Annotated in this window: 20 protein-coding genes and 1 pseudogene; 4 read left to right on the plus strand and 17 right to left on the minus strand. The window is 52.4% G+C overall.

The features are described 5' to 3' along the window. Positions 1-234 precede the first annotated feature (234 nt). The gene (locus K0I63_RS16910; RefSeq protein ID WP_011867071.1) at positions 235-699 is read left to right on the plus strand and encodes a chemotaxis protein CheX; all 465 of its coding nucleotides are present in this window, start codon (positions 235-237) and stop codon (positions 697-699) included. Positions 700-725: 26 nt separating this feature from the next. On the opposite strand, the gene K0I63_RS16915 is transcribed toward K0I63_RS16910, so the two are convergent. The 3 genes from K0I63_RS16915 to dnaB all read right to left on the minus strand — a co-directional run bounded on the left by K0I63_RS16915 (position 726) and on the right by dnaB (position 4,612). Then, on the minus strand, positions 726-2,015 hold the full coding sequence (locus K0I63_RS16915) for a BamA/TamA family outer membrane protein (protein ID WP_220081798.1): 1,290 nt from the start codon (positions 2,013-2,015) through the stop codon (positions 726-728). 4 nt (positions 2,016-2,019) lie between these two features. After that, a complete protein-coding gene (gene alr / locus K0I63_RS16920; protein WP_220043395.1) occupies positions 2,020-3,096 on the minus strand; it encodes an alanine racemase in 1,077 nt (358 codons plus the stop codon). Between the two features lie 109 nt (positions 3,097-3,205). Further along, positions 3,206-4,612, minus strand: coding sequence for a replicative DNA helicase (gene dnaB, locus K0I63_RS16925; RefSeq protein WP_011867074.1), 1,407 nt, complete (start codon positions 4,610-4,612; stop codon positions 3,206-3,208). A 116-nt stretch (positions 4,613-4,728) separates the two neighbouring features. Between dnaB and K0I63_RS16930 the strand changes: the two genes are divergently transcribed. After that, the gene (locus K0I63_RS16930) at positions 4,729-6,933 is read left to right on the plus strand and encodes a S46 family peptidase (protein WP_220081799.1); all 2,205 of its coding nucleotides are present in this window, start codon (positions 4,729-4,731) and stop codon (positions 6,931-6,933) included. Between the two features lie 656 nt (positions 6,934-7,589). Here K0I63_RS16930 and rplI read toward each other — a convergent pair. From rplI to rpsF, 4 genes are read right to left on the minus strand one after another with little or no spacing between them, the layout of a single operon-like run. Beyond that, a complete protein-coding gene (rplI, locus tag K0I63_RS16935; protein ID WP_011867077.1) occupies positions 7,590-8,042 on the minus strand; it encodes a 50S ribosomal protein L9 in 453 nt (150 codons plus the stop codon). 27 nt (positions 8,043-8,069) lie between these two features. Further along, a complete protein-coding gene (gene rpsR, locus K0I63_RS16940) occupies positions 8,070-8,297 on the minus strand; it encodes a 30S ribosomal protein S18 (protein ID WP_011867078.1) in 228 nt (75 codons plus the stop codon). Positions 8,298-8,309: 12 nt separating this feature from the next. After that, complete coding sequence (priB, locus tag K0I63_RS16945) at positions 8,310-8,615, minus strand: primosomal replication protein N (RefSeq protein ID WP_144202728.1); 306 nt, start codon at positions 8,613-8,615, stop codon at positions 8,310-8,312. 8 nt (positions 8,616-8,623) lie between these two features. Next, positions 8,624-9,031: a 30S ribosomal protein S6 gene (gene rpsF / locus K0I63_RS16950; protein ID WP_011867080.1), complete on the minus strand. Its 408-nt coding sequence runs from the start codon at positions 9,029-9,031 to the stop codon at positions 8,624-8,626. Positions 9,032-9,253: 222 nt separating this feature from the next. Between rpsF and K0I63_RS16955 the strand changes: the two genes are divergently transcribed. Further along, positions 9,254-9,997: a DUF481 domain-containing protein gene (locus tag K0I63_RS16955; protein ID WP_220043398.1), complete on the plus strand. Its 744-nt coding sequence runs from the start codon at positions 9,254-9,256 to the stop codon at positions 9,995-9,997. A 722-nt stretch (positions 9,998-10,719) separates the two neighbouring features. Here K0I63_RS16955 and K0I63_RS16960 read toward each other — a convergent pair. Together K0I63_RS16960 and deoD are read right to left on the minus strand one after the other, a co-directional pair. Next, positions 10,720-10,950 (minus strand): uroporphyrinogen decarboxylase, encoded by a 231-nt coding sequence (locus K0I63_RS16960; RefSeq protein ID WP_220081800.1) that lies wholly within the window; start codon positions 10,948-10,950, stop codon positions 10,720-10,722. Between the two features lie 2 nt (positions 10,951-10,952). After that, positions 10,953-11,660, minus strand: a complete 708-nt coding sequence (deoD, locus tag K0I63_RS16965) for a purine-nucleoside phosphorylase (protein WP_220081801.1) — start codon at positions 11,658-11,660, stop codon at positions 10,953-10,955. A gap of 34 nt (positions 11,661-11,694) precedes the next feature. Between deoD and K0I63_RS16970 the strand changes: the two genes are divergently transcribed. After that, on the plus strand, positions 11,695-12,444 hold the full coding sequence (locus K0I63_RS16970) for a Crp/Fnr family transcriptional regulator (RefSeq protein ID WP_258406900.1): 750 nt from the start codon (positions 11,695-11,697) through the stop codon (positions 12,442-12,444). A gap of 838 nt (positions 12,445-13,282) precedes the next feature. Here K0I63_RS16970 and rlmB read toward each other — a convergent pair. The 8 genes and pseudogenes from rlmB to zapE form a co-directional block, all read right to left on the minus strand. After that, a complete protein-coding gene (rlmB, locus tag K0I63_RS16975) occupies positions 13,283-14,023 on the minus strand; it encodes a 23S rRNA (guanosine(2251)-2'-O)-methyltransferase RlmB (protein WP_220079144.1) in 741 nt (246 codons plus the stop codon). A gap of 14 nt (positions 14,024-14,037) precedes the next feature. Then, the gene (gene rnr, locus K0I63_RS16980) at positions 14,038-16,512 is read right to left on the minus strand and encodes a ribonuclease R (RefSeq protein WP_220081802.1); all 2,475 of its coding nucleotides are present in this window, start codon (positions 16,510-16,512) and stop codon (positions 14,038-14,040) included. A gap of 57 nt (positions 16,513-16,569) precedes the next feature. Continuing rightward, positions 16,570-17,136, minus strand: a pseudogene (locus K0I63_RS16985) (tetratricopeptide repeat protein); the annotation flags it as partial. A 417-nt stretch (positions 17,137-17,553) separates the two neighbouring features. Then, a complete protein-coding gene (locus tag K0I63_RS16990; RefSeq protein WP_011867087.1) occupies positions 17,554-18,849 on the minus strand; it encodes an adenylosuccinate synthase in 1,296 nt (431 codons plus the stop codon). 66 nt (positions 18,850-18,915) lie between these two features. After that, positions 18,916-19,104 (minus strand): DUF2065 domain-containing protein, encoded by a 189-nt coding sequence (locus K0I63_RS16995; protein WP_011867088.1) that lies wholly within the window; start codon positions 19,102-19,104, stop codon positions 18,916-18,918. 106 nt (positions 19,105-19,210) lie between these two features. Further along, complete coding sequence (gene rpsI / locus K0I63_RS17000) at positions 19,211-19,603, minus strand: 30S ribosomal protein S9 (RefSeq protein WP_011867089.1); 393 nt, start codon at positions 19,601-19,603, stop codon at positions 19,211-19,213. 15 nt (positions 19,604-19,618) lie between these two features. Next, a complete protein-coding gene (gene rplM / locus K0I63_RS17005; protein WP_011867090.1) occupies positions 19,619-20,050 on the minus strand; it encodes a 50S ribosomal protein L13 in 432 nt (143 codons plus the stop codon). Positions 20,051-20,323: 273 nt separating this feature from the next. Further along, a complete protein-coding gene (gene zapE / locus K0I63_RS17010; RefSeq protein ID WP_220081804.1) occupies positions 20,324-21,430 on the minus strand; it encodes a cell division protein ZapE in 1,107 nt (368 codons plus the stop codon). Between the last annotated feature and the right edge of the window lie 128 nt (positions 21,431-21,558).

Consider the following 21,558-nt stretch of genomic DNA (forward strand, 5'->3'; position numbering starts at 1 on the left):
AATGGGGGAATTGGGCAAGCCTTAGCCGTCATCCTTATACGCCTTGGGCGACAAAAACAAACAGCAGCTCACAAATATCTTTACCATTAGTAAGTTAGATATAAAAGATTTGTCGCCCCGCCAGAGCTTTATGTTATGGTGATAAAGTGCCAGCAGGCTTTAAGTCCATTTATCACCTAAGCTTAAAGTCCGATATGCTGCGATCTGTTATCACCAGAAGGGGCTGCACCTGCGATGAATGTAGACTTTATCAATCCTTTTCTCGATTCCCTGCTCAATGTGCTGAAAACCATGGCCAACATGGAGCTCAAACCCGGCAAACCTAACCTGAAAAAAGATAACCTGGCCAAGGGCGATGTATCTGGCCTGATCGGCATGGTCGGCCCTCAGACCAAGGGCTCGCTGTCGATCACCTTCGAAGAAACCTTGATCTTAGAGATCATGAACAAGATGCTGGGGGAGAAGCCGGAGAGCATAGACGAAGAGGTGACGGATCTGGTGGGCGAGCTGACCAACATGGTGACCGGCGGCGCCAAGAATCTGCTAAGCGATAAAGGCTACGAGTTCGATATGGCGACCCCAATAGTGGTGTCGGGTAAGAATCACACCATAGCCCACAAGTCGGACGGGCAGAAGATCATCATGCCCTTTAGCAGCATCTACGGCACCGCCTACATAGAGATCTGCTTCGAAGGCTAACCAGCGCGGCAATACTCAAGTAATGACTAGAAAGGCTGGTTCACCATGACCCAGAACTGGCTTTCCTCCTCGCCGATGGCGAGATCCGTACGCACCACCACACCTTCCACCTCGAAGCGGATACCGGCGCCGAAGCTGGTTTTCATCTGGCTGTGCAGGCTATCTAAGGCAAACTCATCGCTCACCTTACCCGCCTCGACAAACGCCGTCCACTGCCACCAGGGAATATCGAACCAGCGAAACACCGGCAGGCTCTGCAATGGCTGCCACTTGGGCTCTAGCCGATATTCGGCCGCATAGAGCAAGGCACTGCGGCCGGTGAACCGATCGCCGCTGTAACCACGCAGGCGCTTAAAGCCCCCCAGGCCCACCCCGGCAAATCCAGGCGGACGCCCGTTGGTGTGACTGTTCGGGTCATAGTCGTTCCAGGTAGGGGTGTCGGCGAGATAAAAGTTAAACGCCAATACCCGGCTGTCGAACCAGCCAGATTGCCCAAGGGACAGATAGAGGCTCTGCTCAAACTCCCAGGTGGTCCAGCTCTGACGCTGGCTGCTGCCCCAGTCGCGGGTCAGGGTCAGGCTGGTGCGCCCGCCCTGCTTGCTGTTCTCGCGATCGTCGCGGTTATCCCAGGCAAGCTCAAGCTCCAAGCCGCGGGCCGATTGAGGCAGCGACTCATATCCCTCCAGGCGTTGCTCGGTATAGAAGGGAGTCAGCTCTATGCTACTCACCCCAGAGGTGAGCGGGTTCCATTCATGGCTACCTAAAGGTGCGCTACGCAGACTGGCAGCTGCGCCCTTGGCGCCTCGCCCCCAGGGCAGCACATATTTAAGGTGCAGCCTGGCAAAGGATTCATCCCCCTGTGTCACCACCCGCTCGGGGGCATCGGCGGCGCGTCCCACCTCTTGCCCGGGGATGTAGAAGATCCCTTCTGTGTAGCGGGCGCGGTAATACTCACCGGAAAACAACCAGCTATCCACACCCGGCAGCTGATAGTCATTGGCGCCAAGATAGGTGACCCAGGAGTCGTTGGCCGTGCCCAGCCCCAGGGCAAACAGAGAAGCCTGACGCTGCCCCGCATGCTTGACCACAGCGGCGGCGCCCACTGAGGTACTCAGGCTCTCGGTGGCGAAGATGAAGGGCACGGCCACATACTCGGCCTCGGTGCCATCATCGCTGCTTACCTGAACCTGAGGCGCCAGGTCATCGCTGGCCAATGCCTGCTGGGTGGCTAAGGCGAGCAAACCTGTAAAAAACAGACGGCTAGCCCGAGAAGCTAGCCGCGTGAGAGATATTTTCGCCATCAACAACTTAGTCATCTGATCATTCGAGGCAGACGGCGACGCGGGGAGTCAGCTTGGTCACCAGCTCGTAGGCGATAGTGCCGATATGCTCGGCCACCTCTTCGACCGGCAGCGCCTTGCCCCAGAGCACGGCGGTATCACCCACCTTGTCTGTGGCGTCCAGGCCGAGATCCACCGTCAGCATATCCATGGAGACACGTCCCACCACGGGCACCAGGCGGCCATTGACCCAGACAGGGGTGCCTTCTGGGGCGTTGCGGGGATAACCGTCGCCATAACCTATGGCCACCACACCTAGCTTGGTATCTTGCTTGGCACGCCAGTAGCTGCCATAGCCGACGGGATCGCCGGCCTTATGATCCCGCACGGCAATCAGCTGAGACACCAGCTCCATGGCGGGCTCCAGGCCATGATTGCGACCGAGATCGCCAACCACAGGCGAAACGCCATAAAGCGCGATCCCCGGACGGATCCAGTCCGCCTGGGTCGCCTGCCAGTAGAGGGTCGCGGCCGAGTTGGCCAGGGTGCGATCGCCAGGAAGGTCTGCCGTCATCTGCTCGAAGCGGCGTGCCTGTTCGGCGGTCGCGGGATTATCCGGCTCATCGGCGCAGGCAAAATGTGTCATCAGATTGATGGGCTTGGCCACGTTGGCACAGGCCTGCAGGCGCTGGTAGATAGCTTCAAACTGATCCAGGTTAAAGCCTAAGCGATGCATGCCAGTATCTATCTTCATCCACACTGTCACCGGCTTGGCCAGACTGACGGCCTCCAGCATCTCGAGCTGCGACTCGTGGTGCACCACGGTATCGATATCATGCTCGACCAGGGTCGCCACGTCGCTTGGGCGAAAGAAGCCTTCCAGCAGAAGCAGCTTGGCACTCACGCCACCGGCTCTAAGCTCCAGAGCCTCTTCGAGGCGCGCCAGGCCAAAGCCGTCGGCGCTGGCCAGGCAGTGGGCCACATTCAACAGGCCGTGACCATAGCCGTTGGCCTTCACCACTGCCATCACCTTACTCTGGGGGGCCAGCTGGCGTAATCGCTTTAGGTTAGCTTTCAGCGCATCGCCGCTGATCTCTGCTCGGGGAAAGGGTTTCAAACAATAACCTTAATGTTAATGGCGTCGAGACTCGATGAGGGTAACGCAAAATAGCGACCGATAGGGCTAATTAAACCAAGTTTAATCTCACCCTATGAGCTTAGTCGGATTAATCTTCTTCGAACTGCGGACCGGCGTAGTTATCGAAACGGGAGAACTGGCCCTGGAAGGTCAAACGCACCCGGCCGATGGGGCCGTTACGCTGCTTACCTATGATGATCTCCGCGGTGCCCTTATCTTCGGAGTCGTCGTTATACACCTCATCACGATAAATAAACATGATCAAATCCGCATCCTGCTCAATAGAGCCAGATTCACGCAAATCGGAGTTTACCGGGCGCTTGTCGGCGCGTTGCTCCAGAGAGCGGTTGAGCTGCGACAGAGCGATCACAGGGATCTCGAGTTCTTTAGCCAGCGCCTTAAGCGAGCGGGAGATCTCGGCGATCTCCAGCGTACGGTTATCGGACAGAGCCGGCACTTGCATCAACTGAAGGTAATCGATCATGATCATCGACAGGCCGCCATATTCGCGGGCGATACGTCTGGCGCGGCTGCGCACCTCGGTCGGCGTCAGGCCAGAGCCATCGTCGATATACATCTTGCCCTGCTCCAGCATGATCCCCATGGTGGAGGAGACGCGCGCCCAATCGTCATCATCGAGCTGACCCGTACGTATCTTGGTCTGATCCACCCGGCCCAGAGAGGCCAGCATACGCATCATGATCTGCTCCGAGGGCATCTCCAAGCTGAAGATGAGCACTGGCTTGTCTTCGTGCAGCGCCGCCTGTTCACACAGGTTCATGGCGAAGGTGGTCTTACCCATAGAGGGACGCGCCGCGACGATGATCAAATCGCCCGACTGGAAACCCGCGGTCATGCGGTCGAGATCGTTGAAGCCGCTAGACACCCCGGTCACACCGTTGTGAGGGTTGTTGTACAGCTCCTCGATCTTATCTACCGTCTTCTCGAGGATGGTCTTGATCCCCTCGGGGCCCTCGTTGGCGTTGGCGCGCTGCTCGGCGATCTTAAATACCTTGCTCTCGGCCAGATCCAGAAGCTCGCTGGAGTTACGCCCCTCGGGGTTAAAGCCGGCATCGGCGATCTCGTTGGCGACTTTGATCATCTCGCGCACCACGGCGCGTTCACGCACGATGGCGGCGTAGGAGAGAATGTTACCCGCGCTCGGGGTGTTCTTGGCGATCTCGCCCAAATAGGCGAAACCACCGGCATCTTCTAAGTTATCTTCCAGCTCCAGCTGTTCGGAGACGGTGATCAGATCTATGGGTTGACCCGCGGCCACCAGGGCCTCCATGGCGGTAAAGATCATCTTGTGGGAGCGGGAGTAGAAGTCATCCTTCACCACGGCCTCGGCCACCTTATCCCAGGCATCTGAATCCAACATCAAGCCACCGAGCACAGACTGCTCGGCCTCAATCGAATGGGGCGGCATCTTCAATGCATCGATCTGTATATCTCTAGGCTTTTTCTTAGCCTGAAATCCACCTTGCTGTGACATTAACTCTCCAAATTTCCAACGATTAGGCAAAATATGATATAAAACCCGGGTCAAGCAGAAACAGGCCTCTTACCTGTTCGTCCTACAAACTTACACATAATAATTAAGGAATAAACATGCGCAAAGCATTGGTTGCAGCCTTAATGCTGTCATCTGGCGTAGTGATTGCCGATGAAGGGCAATGGCAACCGTATCAAATGCCTTCGATCGCCGACAAGCTGAGCGAACGCGGTATCCAAATTCCAGCAAAACAACTCGCCGATCTGACCCAATATCCGATGAATGCGGTTGTCGGACTGGGGTATTGTACCGCCAGTTTCGTGTCCCCCCAAGGGTTAGTTGTAACGAATCACCACTGCGCCTACCGCGCGATTCAATACAACAGCAAGAAAGAGCACAACTACATCGCCGATGGCTTCCTGGCGCGCAAACAAGCGGACGAACCATCTGCCGGCCCTAACGAACGTCTCTACATCACAGAAGCGGTCACCAACGTGAGTGAGCAGGTCACCAAAGAGCTCAGCGACGACCCGTTGAAACGCTACGAAGAGATCCAGGCCAACCGTAAGGCACTGATCAAAGAGTGTGAGAGCGACGACAACTATCGCTGCTCAGTGCGCAGCTTCCATAACGGTCTGGAATACTACCTGATCAAGCAGCTGATAATTCGCGACGTGCGTCTGGTTTACGCGCCACCAAAAAGCGTCGGCTCCTTCGGCGGCGATATCGACAACTACGAATACCCACGCCACTCGGGCGACTTCACCTTCCTGCGCGCCTATGTGGGCAAGGATGGCAAGCCGGCGGCCTACTCGCCTGACAACGTGCCCTTCAAGCCTAAGAGCTACCTGAAAATCAACGCCGATGGCGTCAAGGCTGGCGACGGTGTGTTCGTGGCCGGTTACCCGGGCTCGACCAGCCGCTACCGCCTCACCAGCGAGCTGAAGTTTGCCAGCGACTGGCTCTACCCTACCCTGGCCAAGCGTTATCAGCAGCGCATCGACACCTTAGAAGTCATGGGCGCTCAGGACGCAGGCGTTAAGATCAAGTACGCGGGTACACTGGCCTCTATGGCCAACCGCATGAAGAAATATAACGGTCTGCTCGACGGCTTCAAGGCCACCGACATCGCCGGTATCAAGCAGGGTCGTGAAGACGACTTCCGCAAGTGGCTAAGCACTGACATTCAGTACCAGAGCTATCAGGCCAAGTTCGACCAGCTAGAGACACTGTTAGTTGAGCAGCGCCAGGCGCAGCAGACTCACTACTTCTTCGAGAACGCCCAATCGAGCGACCTGCTCTCTGCGGCCAACCGCCTCTATCGTCTGGCCAAGGAGAAGACCAAGCCAGATGCCGAGCGTGAAGAGGGCTACCAAGAGCGCGACATGAAGATGTTCAAGGCGCGCCTCAAGCGTATCGACTCAAGCTTCGCCATCAGCGTCGACAAGACCTTGTGGATGCAAGATCTTAATGCCTATCTGGCCCAGGACAACCGTGTGCCTGAGCTAGATGCCATGCTGAAATCGGACGATGCTGAGGTAAGCCTGAGTGACAAGCTGGATGGCCTCTACTCGCTGACCGGCCTCACCAATCAGGATGAGCGTCTGGCCTGGATGGACGCCGATGTGAAGGCGTTTGAAACTAGCGCCGATCCTTTCATCCGCATCGCCGTGGCCCTGTACGACACCAACCTGGCCCAAGAAAAATCCAAGAAGACCCTGGCCGGTAAGCTATCTAAGGCCCGCCCTGGCTACATGGAAGCGGTTATCGCCTACTACAAGGCCAACAACTGGCCGGTATACCCGGATGCCAACGGCACCCTGCGTATCACCTACGGCATGGTAGATGGTTACCAGTCGAAAGACGCCCTCTACAAGCAGCCCTTCACCCGTCTGGAAGGCATAGTCGCCAAGCACACGGGCGTCGAGCCGTTCGATGCACCTCAAAAGGTGTTGGATGCCATCAAGGCCAAGCGTTACGGCAGCCACAAGGTCGAGTCTGTCTATCAAGACCCAGCCTCTTGGCTGTGCCGCCTCTTCTCTTGCCTGGATAAGCCGGAAAGCTTCGGCTCTGTGCCGGTAAATTTCCTCTCAAGTGTCGACACTACCGGTGGTAACTCGGGCTCTCCTGTGTTTAACGGCAAGGGCGAACTGGTGGGGCTAAACTTCGACTCTACCTATGAAGCCATCACCAAGGACTGGTTCTTCAACCCGACCATCACCCGCGCGGTGCATGTGGATTTCCGCTACATTCTGTGGATGATGGATGAGGTGGATCACGCCGACAACCTGATGGGCGAACTGGACTTAGTCAGAAACTAGTCAGAAACTAGTCCTACGTCAGAGCGTTTACCCAATCGACAATACCCGGCCTCGCCGGGTATTTTTTTACTTGTCGCTAACTCGGCAGTGGCTTAGCTTAGTAAGATGCTAACTCGTTAGAGACATAGCTTAGTAAGATGCTAACCTAGTGAGACACAAGATGAGCAGCCCATTAGGCGGATTTTATCTCGCGGCCCAACAACGAAGAATCCGGTCCCTGCAGCACCGGCGCAGTACGCCCAAGTGCCGCCTCAACTTCACCCTCACAGGCGACGACCGACCGCTTATCGCCCAGAGCCTCACCCTTGAGCCAGGCGTGAGTAAACTCAGCAATCAAGCAGTGACTATCCGGCTTTGCGCAAGCTTCACCCCGACGGGCCTGCTAAAAGTAGTGAGTGACATCTATCTATGCGCTGCGGATGAACCTCGCCATGTAGGCACGCAAGAACTCTATCTAAGCCCAAATGACCCCGTGACCAGCCTGGTAGCAGGCAACCCTCACTATCGACTAACTCTGATGGCCTCGCAGATAGCACAGGACAAATCAAACCAAGCCGAATAGACTTGAGAGCAGCTAGCGGTTATTTCAGGCATAAAAAAACACCGCACTAATCAGATTAGCGCGGTGTTTTTTTTTAATCGTTTAAAACTGTGTATTAGTCTTCTGCAACAACAGAAAGCTTAACAACAGCCTTAACTTCAGCGTGAAGCTGAACGTCGATTTCGAATTCACCAGTAGCGCGGATAGCACCTAGTGGAAGACGAACTTCGCTCTTAGCCAGTTCAACGCCAGCAGCAGTTACTGCATCAGCGATGTCACGGTTACCGATTGAACCGAACAGCTTGCCTTCGTCGCCCGCTTTAGAAGCGATAACAACAGCTTCAAGAGCAGCCAGCTTCTCAGCGCGCTCAGTAGCAGTTGCTAGTTCAGCAGCTAGCTTAGCTTCTAGTTCAGCACGACGTGCTTCGAATACTTCAGTGTTAGCAGCGTTAGCAACTACCGCTTTACCTTGAGGTAAAAGGAAGTTACGAGCATAACCAGCTTTAACTGACACTTGGTCACCCAGGTTGCCTAGGTTAGCGATTTTATCAAGTAGAATAACGTTCATTATTAATTCCTCTAAATTGATGCGCTATTACTGATGTAGATCAGTGTAAGGCAGTAGAGAAAGATAACGAGCACGCTTGATAGCGCGAGCCAGTTGACGTTGGTATTTAGCGTTTGTACCAGTGATACGGCTAGGAACAATTTTACCACTTTCAGTGATGTAGTTCTTTAGAGTAGCGATATCTTTGTAATCGATCTCAGTAACGCCTTCTGCAGTGAAACGGCAGAACTTGCGACGACGGAAATAACGTGCCATTTTGACAGTCTCCTAAGTTTTCAATTCGACATTTTCAGCGTGTAATACCAGGCGGTTTTGACCATTGCGTCCTCTCTGGAGGGCGATGAAACCTTTGACCTCAATATCCACACCGGTTTTCAGTTTGTCTGTGATGCTGTTAAAGCGTTCGCCACTTAATATCACTTGCATCTGGCAGTATACGTTTCTCAGCATCTCTGCTTCATAAACCTGCGATTTGTGTTCCAGCATGATCACACAATGTGGGATGCCTGCCGGGCTACTAAAGCTTCTGGACCGGGTTATGGTTCCAGATAACACCAAGTGATTGGTGGCCACAAATAAACTTACTCTGCTGCGTTTTCAGCGGCTTCTTCAGATACTTCAGCTTCTACAGCTGAACGCTCTTCGCTAGAACGACGTGCTTCACGCTCGTCTTTCGCTTTAGCCATTGGAGAAGCTTCGGTGATGGCACCCTTGGTACGCATAACCATGCTACGAAGAACAGCGTCGTTGAAACGGAAAGCTGTTTCTAGCTCTTCAACCGATTCTGCAGTCGCTTCTACGTTCATCAGAACATAGTGAGCTTTATGCAGCTCGATGATTGGGTAAGCCAGTTGACGACGGCCCCAGTCTTCTAAACGGTGGATTTGACCGCCAGCTTGGGTAAGGATACCCGTGTAACGTTCGATCATACCTGGCACTTGTTCACTCTGATCAGGGTGAACTAAAAATACGATTTCATAATGACGCATTTTTTGCTCCTTACGGTTATCTAGCCTCGTTGTTGGCTCAGTCAGACCAAATGGAGGCAAGGAACTAAATAAAGTGACTGAATTAAGCCGCGGAATAGTACATGGTCACACCTCAAAACTCAAGCAATATCTTTCGTTATTCACTTTGCCCATCGCCCGGTGAAACGGTATGATAGTCCGCTGTCATTTTTGTGTTCTAGACGCGTGCAAAAAATAAAAATAATGTTAAGAGCAACAAGTTTATTTATCACACTCGGCCTCAGCCACAGCGCCTGGGCATTGGTGCCCCCGGACTATCAGGAACCCCCCAGCGACTTCTCTGCCGAGATAGAGGCCGGACTCCAGATCAACACGGGTAACACAGAGTCCAGCAGCTTCAACGGCCGCACCAAACTCGTCTACGACACAGACAAGTTTCGTCAGGAAGGGGTCTTCAAGGCCTACTTCGCCTCCGACTCGGAAAAGACCACCTCGGAGAAATACGATGTCCAGCTCCAGTCGAGCTACAAGATCTACTCAGGCTATATCTTCGCCCGCGGTGACTTCACCGAAGACAGATTTGGTAGTTATACCCGCATCTCCACAGTGTCGACCGGTTATGGTTTCGACGCCATCAGCGACGACAGCACTAAGCTGAGTCTCGAAGTCGGCCCAGGTTATCGATACAACCTGCCCCAGGTGAGTGAGTCGGTGCCCGATCCCGAGGCCGACCGCGAGATCATTCTGCGTACCGCCGCCAAGTTCGAACAGAAGATCCACGAATACACCAGCTTCAACGCCGACCTCACCGCCGAGACCGGCGAGGCCAACAACACAGTCACCCTGGACATGAGTTACAAGAACACCCTGTTCCAGGACTGGGCGTTTAAAATAGGCATGAACATCAAGTACACGGAAGTGGTACCTGAAGGGTCGAAGCAGACAGATACCGTCACCACCTTTAATCTGCTGTACACCTTTAAGTAAGGTTAGCGAACCTTAATGGGCACAAGGATTCAATGCTGCTCTGGTAGATGAAGCGCTGTTTCAATTGTTTTGGCTTTAAGCCGGATTGAAATTTGAAAGGGTGCTTTGAACCATGCCTTCATGGTGTATCAATTGCCTGCCGCAGGCTTTATGTGCAAACACGTTTTTGGCACGGTGAATGAAGCAAAGCTTTGCGTTTATGAACGAGAGGCATGGATGCCGAACTGGCCGTTAAACAGGATGTTGTTTGAGCACTTCCCTGTGGGCTCTACGAAATAATCTGACCTACATGGATGTAGGGAATGCCGAAAATGTCGGGAACATTTTCGGCCCTGAAGTCGAAGGCCTCAGCAACACCTACACCCGGTTATTAATCTCTTCGATTTAACGTTACTGATGCCTGTTGTTTTCAGCTACTTTTCAGATAGTAGTAGCTTCTACCCGACTTTGATATTTGAAAGGTTTAAGCCAACCTTGGCCTTATGTTGTATCAATTGCCTGCCGCAGGCCTTATGTGCAAACACGTTTTTGGCACGCCACAAGCACATCCCTGTGGGCTCTACGAAATCATCCCTGATTTCGAAGGCCAAAAACGTGTTTACACCGTTATCTATCGTCTCTTCGATTTGACGTTACTCGTATCATTTGAAATTCGATTGGTTGAAACTAGCAAGCTTTGCTTACAACTCAATTTGAAATAACTTTATATAAAGCTATTCGAATCAAGTTTTTATCTCCACATCCTTATTCAGTCTTACTAGGTGATATACATTGACTAACGCACCAAAGCCATTCATCCAGACAACAGGCCAAGCAGCGATAGAAAAGCCATAGACGACGAAACCGACACAACCAACAAAATTAATATATCTAAGCTTTTTAATATCACTCATTAAGAGAGATATTCCGACGAAGAATGAAGCTAAATAACCAAGCATTTCTGGAGATAACATGATTAACCCTTTAGAACTGTTTCTAAAGCCAGTTCCATCATTTGATTGAATGTCGTTTCTCTTTCTTGTGCACTTGTTTCATCACCAGTAACAACATGATCTGATACGGTCAAAATGCTTAGCGCCTGCACTCGATGTTCTGCAGCAATAGCGAACAGCGCTGCAGTTTCCATTTCGACACAGAGAATGTTCATTCTCTTAAGTGCTGGTAGTAAACAAGGATCGCTACCGTAAAAAAGATCGTTGGTAAAAATGTTGCCGAATCGAACCTCTATGTTATTGCTCTCAGCCGTTTCCCAACATGCTTTTAGCAAATTAAAATCCGGCACCGCCGCATAGTCATATCCGGCAAAGCGCGAACGATTGGTTGATGAAGCGGTACCAGCCCCAGTTGCAACCACAATATCACGGACATGAACATCGTCTGCAACACCACCGCAACTGCCAATACGGATTAATTTTTTCACGTTGTAATCATTGATTAATTCATGCGCATAAATAGAGACAGATGGAATCCCCATCCCATGTCCCATTACAGAGATCTTCTTACCTTTATACGTCCCTGTATAACCAAACATGTTTCTTACATCACAAACCAACTCAGCATTCTCCAAGTAATTTTCCGCGATATATTTAGCTCGTAATGGGTCTCCAGGAAACAATACAGTGTCAGCAAATGAGTCTTGAGCAGCATTAATATGTGGAGTCATATAGGTATCCTTAACAGTTATTAATATTGCTGCTATGTTATTCACGCAGGACGAGAAACATCAGGACACTTGTCTGGATCCAGCTGATAATGATCACAAAAAAGAGGCACATAAATTAAAAATGACAACAATCAGTGATTTAGCTAGTCAAGGATATGAGTTATTTTGCCAACTTCTGAAGAAACGAGAGCTCAAAACTAAACGATTTCAGCCCGGTGACTACCTATTAAAGCAGGGACAAGAGATAACAGAACTGTACTGGGTTAGCTTAGGTCAATACAGTATTAAACATACTGTTAAAAATGGCCGAACCCTAAGTTTGGGCCTCTTTTTTGCCGATAATCGCTTATTCGGAGAAGTTGAGTTACTCACTGCAACTAAGTGCCAATTTGATGTATGTGCCAGCGAGATGATCGAAGCCAAAGTCATACCCACTAGCCTAATACTTGAACTTATACAGAAAGAGCCTAAGTTGGCAATCTGGCTCAGTCAGTCACTATCGGAAAAATACCAAGATACAATGGCTGTTGTGCTGAACAGGATTTTATATCCTTTAGGCTACAACATCGCCTTGGACATCGAGCAGCGATACTTAGATGCCAAACCTAAGGTCAATTTTGCCCAGGTATATAAAGAAGCTGAGCGTTTTGGCTGCTCAGAAAGAACATACAGCCGCGTAGTTCTCCAGTTAGTGGAGCTAGGACTAGTTGAGAAGGTAAATAACCAAATAAAGGTAAAGAATATCGAAAAGCTATCGGCTTTCATTAAGACACTAAACGAGTAATTTCAACGTATTAAAGACATATGTACTCATCAAAATCATTGGGGAAAAGAGGTTAATTCTACGCGCCCCAGCCAAGAACAAATCGACGTTAACCAAATTCACCAGTCAAACCCGATACCGATAAATCGAAGAGACGTTCAGATACGGGGGTAAGCACGCCAGCGGCATGGCCAAAAATGTTCCCTACATTTTTTGGCATTCCCTACATCCATGTAGGTCAGTACCGCCGTGAAGCGTATAGAGACATATTCAAATAACCCCCCTGTTTAACAGCCAGTTCGGCATCCATGCCTCTCGCTAGTTAGCGCAAAACTCACCGTACCAAAAGAGTGCTTGCACATCTCCCGCCAGACAGACAATAGACAACGGTGATGGTTAACGCTGCACGATCCAAGCAAGAACAAATGCGCTTTATCCAAGCACATAGAAAATTCCGATACCGTTCAATCGAAGAGATAAAAATACCGGGTGTAGATGCATCTGCGGACGTCGATGGCAGGGATGCCATCGTCGAGCCTCCAGGGAGGGATTCACGGCGTATAGCAGATGTATCTGCACATAAGCGAGCCGCAGGCTATTAACAACAGCAACGGTTAACGCTACAAAACCCAACCCAAGTACATATCCCCCGCCGGGCAGGCGATAGGTAAAATCGACGGTTAACGCTAAACAACAGGTTATAAACCTAAATGACGGTACGCATTACACCTAGAGATTGGCTAACTGGTTAGCTGACCCCCGATGTAAAGCAGATACAAAAATGCCGATGAAGCATAAACCTCATCGGCATTCATCAACCTTGAGTCAGCGACTCAAAATTCAAAGATCGAATTTCCGATCACCCCAACCTTTGGCGAACCGCCTCGAACAAACAGATCCCTGTGGCCACAGAGACGTTGAGGCTAGAGACGCTACCCGCCATAGGGATAGAGGCCAACGAATCGCAACTCTCGCGAGTCAGGCGACGTAGGCCCTTGTCTTCGGCGCCCATGGCGATGGCGATAGGGCCCTTAAGGTCGGCCTTGTAGAGATCGTGTTCGGCTTCGCCGGCGGCGCCGACGATCCACACGCCCTTCTCTTGCAGGGCCTTCATGGTACGCGCCAGGTTAGTCACCTGAAACAGGGGCACCACTTCGGCGGCGCCACAGGCAACCTTGCTAACGGTTGGCGTGAGGCCAACCGAATTGTCGCGCGGCACGATAACCCCATGTACCCCGGCGGCGTCGGCGTTACGCAGACAGGCGCCCAGATTGTGAGGGTCTGTCACGCCATCGAGGATCAACAGAAACGGCGTCTCTGTCTTATCCAGCAGCGCCTGCAGATCGTTGTCATTGAGCTGCTTGGCAGGCTTGGCGCGTACCAGCACGCCTTGGTGCTGACTGCTACCGGCCTTGTCGTCCAGCGCCTTGCGTGAGGCCTGCTGCACTGACACACCATATTCGGCGGCCATGGCAATCAGCGGCATCAGACGTTGATCGTCGCGTCCCTGCAACACCCACATCTCGATCACCCGCTCAGGGCTGTTTTTTAGCAAGGCCTCGACGGCGTGGATGCCGAAGGTGAAATCTTGTTTCTTCATCTAATTTGAGTCTCTTATTTCTTACTGCTGCGCTTCTTCACGCTCTTACGTTTCTTGGCGCCCGGCTTGGCCGATGACTTCTTCGCCCCGGCCTTCGACTTGCTCGCGCCCGCCTTACCGGCTCCCGACTTACCTGCTCCGGGCTTACTTGTCCCAGGTTTAGCGTCGCTGCGTCTGGCGGAGCGGCGCTTGCCACTCGGCTTGTCATCTTCTTTACCCTTGCGCGCCATCTTGGCACCCTCGAGGTTGACCCGCTCGCGGGCAGTCAGTGGCTTCTTGGCGCGGCGAGGACGCGATATCTTACCATCGTCGCCCACCATCATGAGATCGATCTGACGATCGTCCAGGTTGACCGCGGCCACCTTGACGGTAACTTGGTCGCCTATCTGATACACCTGGCCAGAGGCCTCGCCCACCAGGCGCTGACGCATATTATCATAGTGATAATAGTCGCCACCCAGGGTGGAGATATGCACCAGGCCGTCGATGAAGAGGTCGCTCAGGCGGACAAACATGCCAAAGTGAGTCACAGAGGCGATCACCGCCTCGAAGGTGTCGCCCACATGGTCACGCATAAACTCACACTTGAGCCAGTCGCTGACGTCGCGGGTCGCCTCGTCGGCGCGCCGCTCAGTGTTAGAACACTCCTCGCCCAGCAGATCCAGCTCTTCGATCTGGTAGTGATAACCGCCATCTGGCGTCCACTTGTCGCTTGCTTCGCCGCGCTCTTTCGCCAGCAGGTAACGGATCACCCTGTGGAGGATGAGATCCGGGTAGCGGCGAATCGGCGAGGTAAAGTGAGAGTACTCCTCCAGCGCCAAACCGAAGTGGCCCTCGTTATCCGGGGTGTAGGTGGCCTGGCGCATGGAGCGCAGCAACATCACCTGGATCAGCTCGGCATCGGGTCGGTCGACCACCTGTTCCATCAAGGCCTGATAGTCGGCCGGCTCTGGCTCTAGGCCACCGCCCATGGACAGGCCGCGCTCCTTGAGGAAGTCCTTGAAGTTAGTCAGCTTCTGCTCCGACGGCGCCTCATGCACCCGGTAGAGCACCTCGCCCTTATGCTTCTTCACAAACTTGGCCGCCGCCACGTTAGCCAGGATCATACACTCTTCGATGATCTTGTGGGCCTGGTTGCGGGTGCGGGGCTCGATGCGCTCGATCTTGCGATCGGCGTTGAAGATAAACTGGGTTTCCGTAGTCTCAAAGGCGATAGCGCCGCGCTGGGCACGGGTATCATCCAGCGTCAGGTAAAGCGACTGCAATGTCTCTAGATGCGGGAAGATTGGCTTAAGCTCATCGCTCACCTCGCCGCCCTCGAGCATCTCCGCCACCTGGGTATAGGTGAGGCGCGCGTGGGAGTGCATCACCGCCGGGTAGAACTTGTAACCCGACAGCTTGCCCGCCGCCGAGATGGTCATCTCGGCCACCATACAGAGGCGATCGACCCCAGGGTTGAGGGAGCAGAGGCCGTTAGACAGCTTCTCCGGCAACATGGGGATCACCTGAGACGGGAAGTAGACGGAGTTACCGCGGGCGCGGGCCTCTTTGTCCAGCGCCGACTCGGTGCGCACATAATGGCTCACGTCGGCGATGGCAACCCACAGGCGCCAGCCGCCGCTCTTCTTGGTCTCGGCGTACACGGCATCGTCGAAGTCGCGCGCATCTTCACCGTCTATGGTAACCAGGGGCAGCTTGCGCAGATCGACTCTGCCTTGCTTATCCTCTTCGGTCACCTCATCGGGGATCTTACGCAGTTTCTTCTCGATCAGACTCGACCAGGTATGGGGCAGGTCATAGTTGCGCAGGGCAATCTCTATCTCCATGCCCGGCGCCATCTCTTTGCCCAGTACCTCGGTGACCTTGCCCGCCGCCTTCATGTAGCGGCCTGGGCGGCGTGTCAGCTCGACCACCACCACATCGCCCTGGCGGGCGCCGTTGCGATCGTCGTCGGGGATCAGGATCTCCTGGGTGATGCGCTTGTCGTCGGCGATGACGAAGGCCATACCGGAATCCAGATGGAAACGCCCCACCAGAGGCGCGGTGCGCTCATGGGTTAAACGGACGATGCGGGCCTCGCGGCGTCCCTTACGGTCGACACCAGCCTTCTGGGCCAATACCTTGTCACCGTGAAAATACATCAGCATGTCACGGTTGTTGATGAAGAGGTCGTCGCCGCCCTCATCGAGTTTGAGGAAGCCGAAGCCATCCTTGTGCCCCAGAACGGTGCCGCTGAGCAGATCCATACGCTCGGGCAGACCATAGGCCTGGCCACGGGTAAAGACCAGCTCGCCGTCTCGCTCCATGGCTCTGAGGCGACGGCGCAAGGCTTCGAGCTGCTCTTCGTCGCTGATGTTCAGCGCCTGGGCGATTTTCTCACGATTGAGGGGTGATTGCTGTGAGCGTAAGTAATCTAAAATATACTCACGACTAGGAATGGGGTTGTCGTACTTCTCTTGTTCACGCTTTAAATGCGGATCTTTGATCATTCATTATCCATAAATTTTGCCCAGGCTCTCCTGCTGTTGCTAAGGGGCTTAGGGCGTTTACCGGGATCTCAGGTGCGCCTGCTTAGCCCTCTCAACTGCACTTGCGGGCATCTTTGCTTCCAGCACCATCAATAATTTCAGGGCTTCCTGTTTGGTCGCCTCATCACTAAATACATCGTTATATAGCCAGTGGTAACCCATCTCATAGTCTCTGGGGCTACCATAGCCTTCGCCAAACAATCTGACCAGCATCATGCGCGCAGGCAGATCGCCACTGGCGGCAGCGGGCAGTGTGTATTGCACCGCACGCTCCTTATCTTGGATCACGAACTTACCGTCATGGTAATACTCGGCGATCCTGACCATGGCCTCGGCGCTCCCCTGCTCTGCGGCGTTGCGTAGCATGGAGATCCCCCGTGGCGGATTGGCCTTGACACAGATGCCATAGTTCAGCATCTCCGCCCATAAATATTGGTACAGCGGCTGCTTCAATACCTCGGCGCGGGCCTCGATATCTTGCACCAGCTGACAATCGTCTCCCTTGACGCGGGTCAGGTAAGACTTGTCGCGGATCATCTCGACAAGCTGCTCTTGGCTGTAGATGTTGACCGCCTTGAGCTCCGCCTGCTTATCGGCAGACTTGTTATCGCTAGCCTTAACGGCTTGTGCCTCGGCTTGTACTTGGGTTTGGGCCTGGGCCAGCGTCGATAGACAGGCCAGCAAAATAACGCATACTAATCTCGTCATCATTCTTGCCTTAACTCCTACCTTAACTCCTACCTTAACTCTTGCATTAACTATTACGTTAGTTAAGGTCTCTAGATTGATCTCGCGCCTTATCTCTATGACAGACTTAGGCAGTATACCTTATCTTATCGGCCGCTGCGGCGTTAGCTTAAAAAGTGATTACGCGCTTATCGCTAATCTAGCCTATTTGGCTAAATTTATTTTAACCAGGCTTATTTTAACCAGGCTCGCTTTCTCTACTCTACTTAGGCTAGACCCTAAAAATAAAAAGGCCGCTTAACGCGGCCCTTATGATTAACTGAACGGATTCACTAGAATCATGGTCTCGTTTCTGTCGGGACCCGTTGAGATAATGTCGACTGGCGTTTCCAGTAGCTCTTCGATTCGCTTGATATAGTCGAGCGCTGCCTGTGGCAGTTGATCGATAGAGGTCGCACCGAAGGTGCTTTCGCTCCAACCAGGCATAGTCTCGAGCACAGGTGTTACCTGCTCGTAGCCTTCGGCTGCCAGCGGAGTTACGGTAGAGATGCTGCCATCTGGGTACTGATAACCCACACATAGCTTCACTTCTTTCAAGCCGTCGAGTACGTCAAGCTTAGTCAGGCAGAAACCGCTGATGCTGTTAATCTGAACCGCGCGCTTCATGGCAACGATATCTAACCAACCTGGACGACGCTTACGACCTGTGGTCGCACCGAACTCTTGACCCTTAGTACCTAAGTGATCGCCGATCTCGTCGCGCAGTTCAGTTGGGAAAGGACCCGCACCCACACGTGTGGTGTATGCCTTGATGATACCGCAGACATAGTCCAGATGACGTGGACCGAAACCTGAACCTGTTGCTACACCACCGGCAGTCGTGTTTGAAGAGGTTACGAATGGATAAGTACCGTGGTCGATATCCAGTAGCGTGCCCTGAGCGCCTTCGAACAAAATGTTGTCGCCATTCTTACGAGCCTGATCCAGCAGCTCAGTAACATCGGTACACATGCTCTTCAGATAGTCGGCGATAGCCAACGCATCTTTTAGCGTGGTCTCGTAATCAACCGCTTCGCAACCATAGTATTCAGTCAACATGAAGTTGTGATAAGCCATCACTTCCTTCAGTTTCTCGGCGAACAGTTCTGCATTAAACAGATCGCCAACACGAAGACCGCGACGAGAGATCTTATCTTCATAAGCAGGACCGATACCACGACCCGTTGTACCAATAGCTTTGTTACCGCGTGCTTTTTCACGTGCGATATCTAAGGCACAATGGAAAGGAAGGATTAACGGACACGCTTCGGAGATAAGCAGACGCTCCTCTACAGGGACGCCACGCTCTTTAAGCATGTTGATCTCTTTCATCAGTGCGTCGGGCGCAAGCACAACACCATTACCGATAATGCATTTTACATTATCGCGTAAGATCCCTGATGGAATAAGATGAAGAACGGTTTTGTCACCATCGATAACAAGTGTATGACCAGCATTGTGGCCACCTTGATAACGAACGACATATTTGGCCTGTTCGGTAAGTAGATCGACTATCTTACCCTTTCCTTCGTCACCCCATTGGGTGCCGAGAACTACAACGTTTTTGCCCATTATTTGCTGCAAGGTAGTGGTTAAAACGGGATTTTAGCAGATCTTGGGGGGGAAGTGGCAAGTAATTTATGAAAAAATAATCAATATGACCACGCCCGCGGTCACTAAAGCACCACCCAACCTTTGTAAAACCCGTTGATTTTGGCTGGAAATTTCTTGCAAATATGCCCGCCAACGATTCGGAAATAAAAGCGGACCTATCCCTTCGATAATCAGCACTATGGCCAAAACCAGCATCAGGAGTTGGAATGTCATCTAGGTGTGTTTCCTGTAGCGAACAATTAGGGTTTAAAAATAGCAGAAAACAGCCATAAAAAAACCCAGCACAAGGCTGGGTTTTTCCAATCTTCGCAGCGTAATATTAACGCTTTGAGAATTGTGGCTTACGACGTGCTTTACGTAGACCGACTTTCTTACGCTCAACTTTACGAGCATCACGGGTAACGAAACCAGCGGCACGTAGAGATGGACGTAGAGCTTCATCAAGCTCCATCAGGGCACGAGTGATACCGTGACGGATTGCACCTGCTTGGCCAGTGATACCACCGCCCTTAACAGTTACATAGATGTCTAGCTTTTCAGTCATTTCAACTAGCTCTAGAGGTTGACGAACAACCATACGAGCAGTCTCACGACCAAAATATTCGTCAAGTGGACGTTGGTTCACGACGATGTTACCACTACCTACTTTAGCGAATACGCGAGCAGTAGATGTTTTGCGACGGCCAGTGCCGTAGTACTGAGTTGCAGACATTAGCTTACTCCCGGATTAGATATCAAGAACTTGTGGTTGTTGTGCAGCGTGGTTGTGCTCTGCGCCAGCGTAAACTTTCAGTTTACGGTACATGGCACGTCCTAGAGGACCTTTTGGCAACATACCTTTTACTGCTTTCTCGATAATCATTTCTGGCTTATGATCTTGCAGCTTATCGAAAGTAATCTGCTTGATACCACCTGGGAAACCAGAATGAGAGTAGTAAGTCTTAGCTGCTGCTTTGTTACCAGTTACAGTTACTTTCTCAGCATTGATAACGATGATGTAATCGCCAGTATCAACGTGAGGAGTGTATTCTGCCTTATGCTTGCCACGTAGACGACGAGCGATTTCAGTCGCGATACGACCTAAAGTTTTACCTTCAGCGTCAACAACGAACCATTCGCGCGTCACTGTTTCTGGTGTAGCAGTATATGTAGTCTTCATTTACAAAAACCCAATGTTTAAATTCTGTCTCAAATGCCATTATTTTTTAATAAATAACAACACAAAAAATGCCATTCTCCGCCCCTTCGAGCAAAGAATAAGGCTTTACAACTTCCGCCGTTTTGGCGGAGTAACGAGGGCAGGTCGCGAATTATAGACAAAGCTGAGTTAAAAATCACCTAATTTTTTCAGCTAATTTAAATGATTTACTCAGCTTAGGATCGATTTGGCACCGAAACGGTAAAAAGCGCCCTTTATCGGTTGAATCTCGCCCTATGGCAGGTGTTCCAGCGCAAGATAATCGTGAGATTGCATCTCGGTCAGGCGCGAGCGACAGCGTCTGAATTCAAAACTCAGCAGCCCCTGGGTGTAGATCTCCTCCAGTGCCACCTCGGCCGAGATGATCAGCTTCACATGGCGCTCATAGAACTCATCCACCATAGCCAGGAAACGGCGGGCGATATCATCTCCCGTGCTCTGGCTACCCATCTGCTCGACGCCGCTGAGCAGCACAGTGTGATAGAGACAGGCCAGCTCCATATAGTCACGCTGACTACGGGGGCCATCGCACAGGTCGCGAAAATCGATCAGCAACACGCCCTGCGCCTGCTGACGTATGCCTATCTCGCGGCCTTCGATATCTATCGCCTCGCGGGAAACTTCCGACTCAGGCGCCAGCTGCTGGAAGTAACTCAGCAGGTTCTTGTCGGCCTGAGGATCCAGCGGATAATGATAGATCTCCGCCTGCTCCAGAGTGCGCAGACGATAATCTATGCCGCTGTCGACATTCAGCACCTGACAGTGCTTGTTGATCAGCGCAATCGCCGGCAGGAAGCGCGCCCGCTGCAGGCCGTTACGATAGAGCTCATCGGGAATGATGTTTGAGGTGGCGACCAGGGCCACCCCTTCGGCAAATAGCGCCTGAAACAGGGTGCCCAGCAACATGGCGTCTGTGATGTCGGAGACGAAGAACTCGTCGAAACAGATCACCTGATAACGCTCGGCCATGCGCTTGGCGATCACCAGCAGGGGATCACGTTGCCCCTTGAGGCCGTCGAGATCCAGATGGATCTGATGCATGAAGCGATGAAAGTGCGCCCTGAGCTTACGCTCGCCCGGCAGGGCATCATAGAAGGTGTCCATCAGATAGGTCTTGCCGCGCCCTACCCCGCCCCAGAGGTACAGGCCCTGCACCTGAGGCGCTGGCTTAGCCAGGAAACCCAGTAGTTTCGCCATCCCCGAGGGCTTTTGCTGCGCCGCCAGCAACTCATCATAGACACGTTGCAGGGCCTTGACCGCCTGCTCCTGAGCTGGGTCATAGGAAAAGTCATCACGTTGTAGATCGGCTTGATAATGCTGCCAGGGGGTGAGATGCGACACTGAAATTATTCTCTTCTATCCTTAATTCAACCGCCAGATGGTATCACGACAATCGATCTCAGGGTATATGTGGGCCAAGCTAAAACCTTGGCAGGTACAGACAAGCCTTAATGGGACGACCAGGGCTT

Source organism: Shewanella rhizosphaerae (assembly GCF_019457655.1).
Lineage (GTDB): Bacteria > Pseudomonadota > Gammaproteobacteria > Enterobacterales > Shewanellaceae > Shewanella > Shewanella loihica.

Coding starts and splice junctions, on each gene's coding strand:
- rplM (WP_011867090.1), bottom strand. CDS start 20,050: ATGAAGACTACATATACTGCTACACCAGAAACAGTGACGCGCGAATGG.
- K0I63_RS16910 (WP_011867071.1), top strand. CDS start 235: ATGAATGTAGACTTTATCAATCCTTTTCTCGATTCCCTGCTCAATGTG.
- rpsI (WP_011867089.1), bottom strand. CDS start 19,603: ATGTCTGCAACTCAGTACTACGGCACTGGCCGTCGCAAAACATCTACT.
- rplI (WP_011867077.1), bottom strand. CDS start 8,042: ATGAACGTTATTCTACTTGATAAAATCGCTAACCTAGGCAACCTGGGT.
- rlmB (WP_220079144.1), bottom strand. CDS start 14,023: ATGAAGAAACAAGATTTCACCTTCGGCATCCACGCCGTCGAGGCCTTG.
- K0I63_RS16995 (WP_011867088.1), bottom strand. CDS start 19,104: ATGACATTCCAACTCCTGATGCTGGTTTTGGCCATAGTGCTGATTATC.
- rpsF (WP_011867080.1), bottom strand. CDS start 9,031: ATGCGTCATTATGAAATCGTATTTTTAGTTCACCCTGATCAGAGTGAA.
- K0I63_RS16970 (WP_258406900.1), top strand. CDS start 11,695: ATGTTATTCACGCAGGACGAGAAACATCAGGACACTTGTCTGGATCCA.
- K0I63_RS16955 (WP_220043398.1), top strand. CDS start 9,254: ATGTTAAGAGCAACAAGTTTATTTATCACACTCGGCCTCAGCCACAGC.
- rpsR (WP_011867078.1), bottom strand. CDS start 8,297: ATGGCACGTTATTTCCGTCGTCGCAAGTTCTGCCGTTTCACTGCAGAA.
- dnaB (WP_011867074.1), bottom strand. CDS start 4,612: ATGTCACAGCAAGGTGGATTTCAGGCTAAGAAAAAGCCTAGAGATATA.
- deoD (WP_220081801.1), bottom strand. CDS start 11,660: ATGACTCCACATATTAATGCTGCTCAAGACTCATTTGCTGACACTGTA.
- K0I63_RS16990 (WP_011867087.1), bottom strand. CDS start 18,849: ATGGGCAAAAACGTTGTAGTTCTCGGCACCCAATGGGGTGACGAAGGA.
- K0I63_RS16930 (WP_220081799.1), top strand. CDS start 4,729: ATGCGCAAAGCATTGGTTGCAGCCTTAATGCTGTCATCTGGCGTAGTG.
- rnr (WP_220081802.1), bottom strand. CDS start 16,512: ATGATCAAAGATCCGCATTTAAAGCGTGAACAAGAGAAGTACGACAAC.
- K0I63_RS16960 (WP_220081800.1), bottom strand. CDS start 10,950: ATGTTATCTCCAGAAATGCTTGGTTATTTAGCTTCATTCTTCGTCGGA.
- K0I63_RS16915 (WP_220081798.1), bottom strand. CDS start 2,015: ATGACTAAGTTGTTGATGGCGAAAATATCTCTCACGCGGCTAGCTTCT.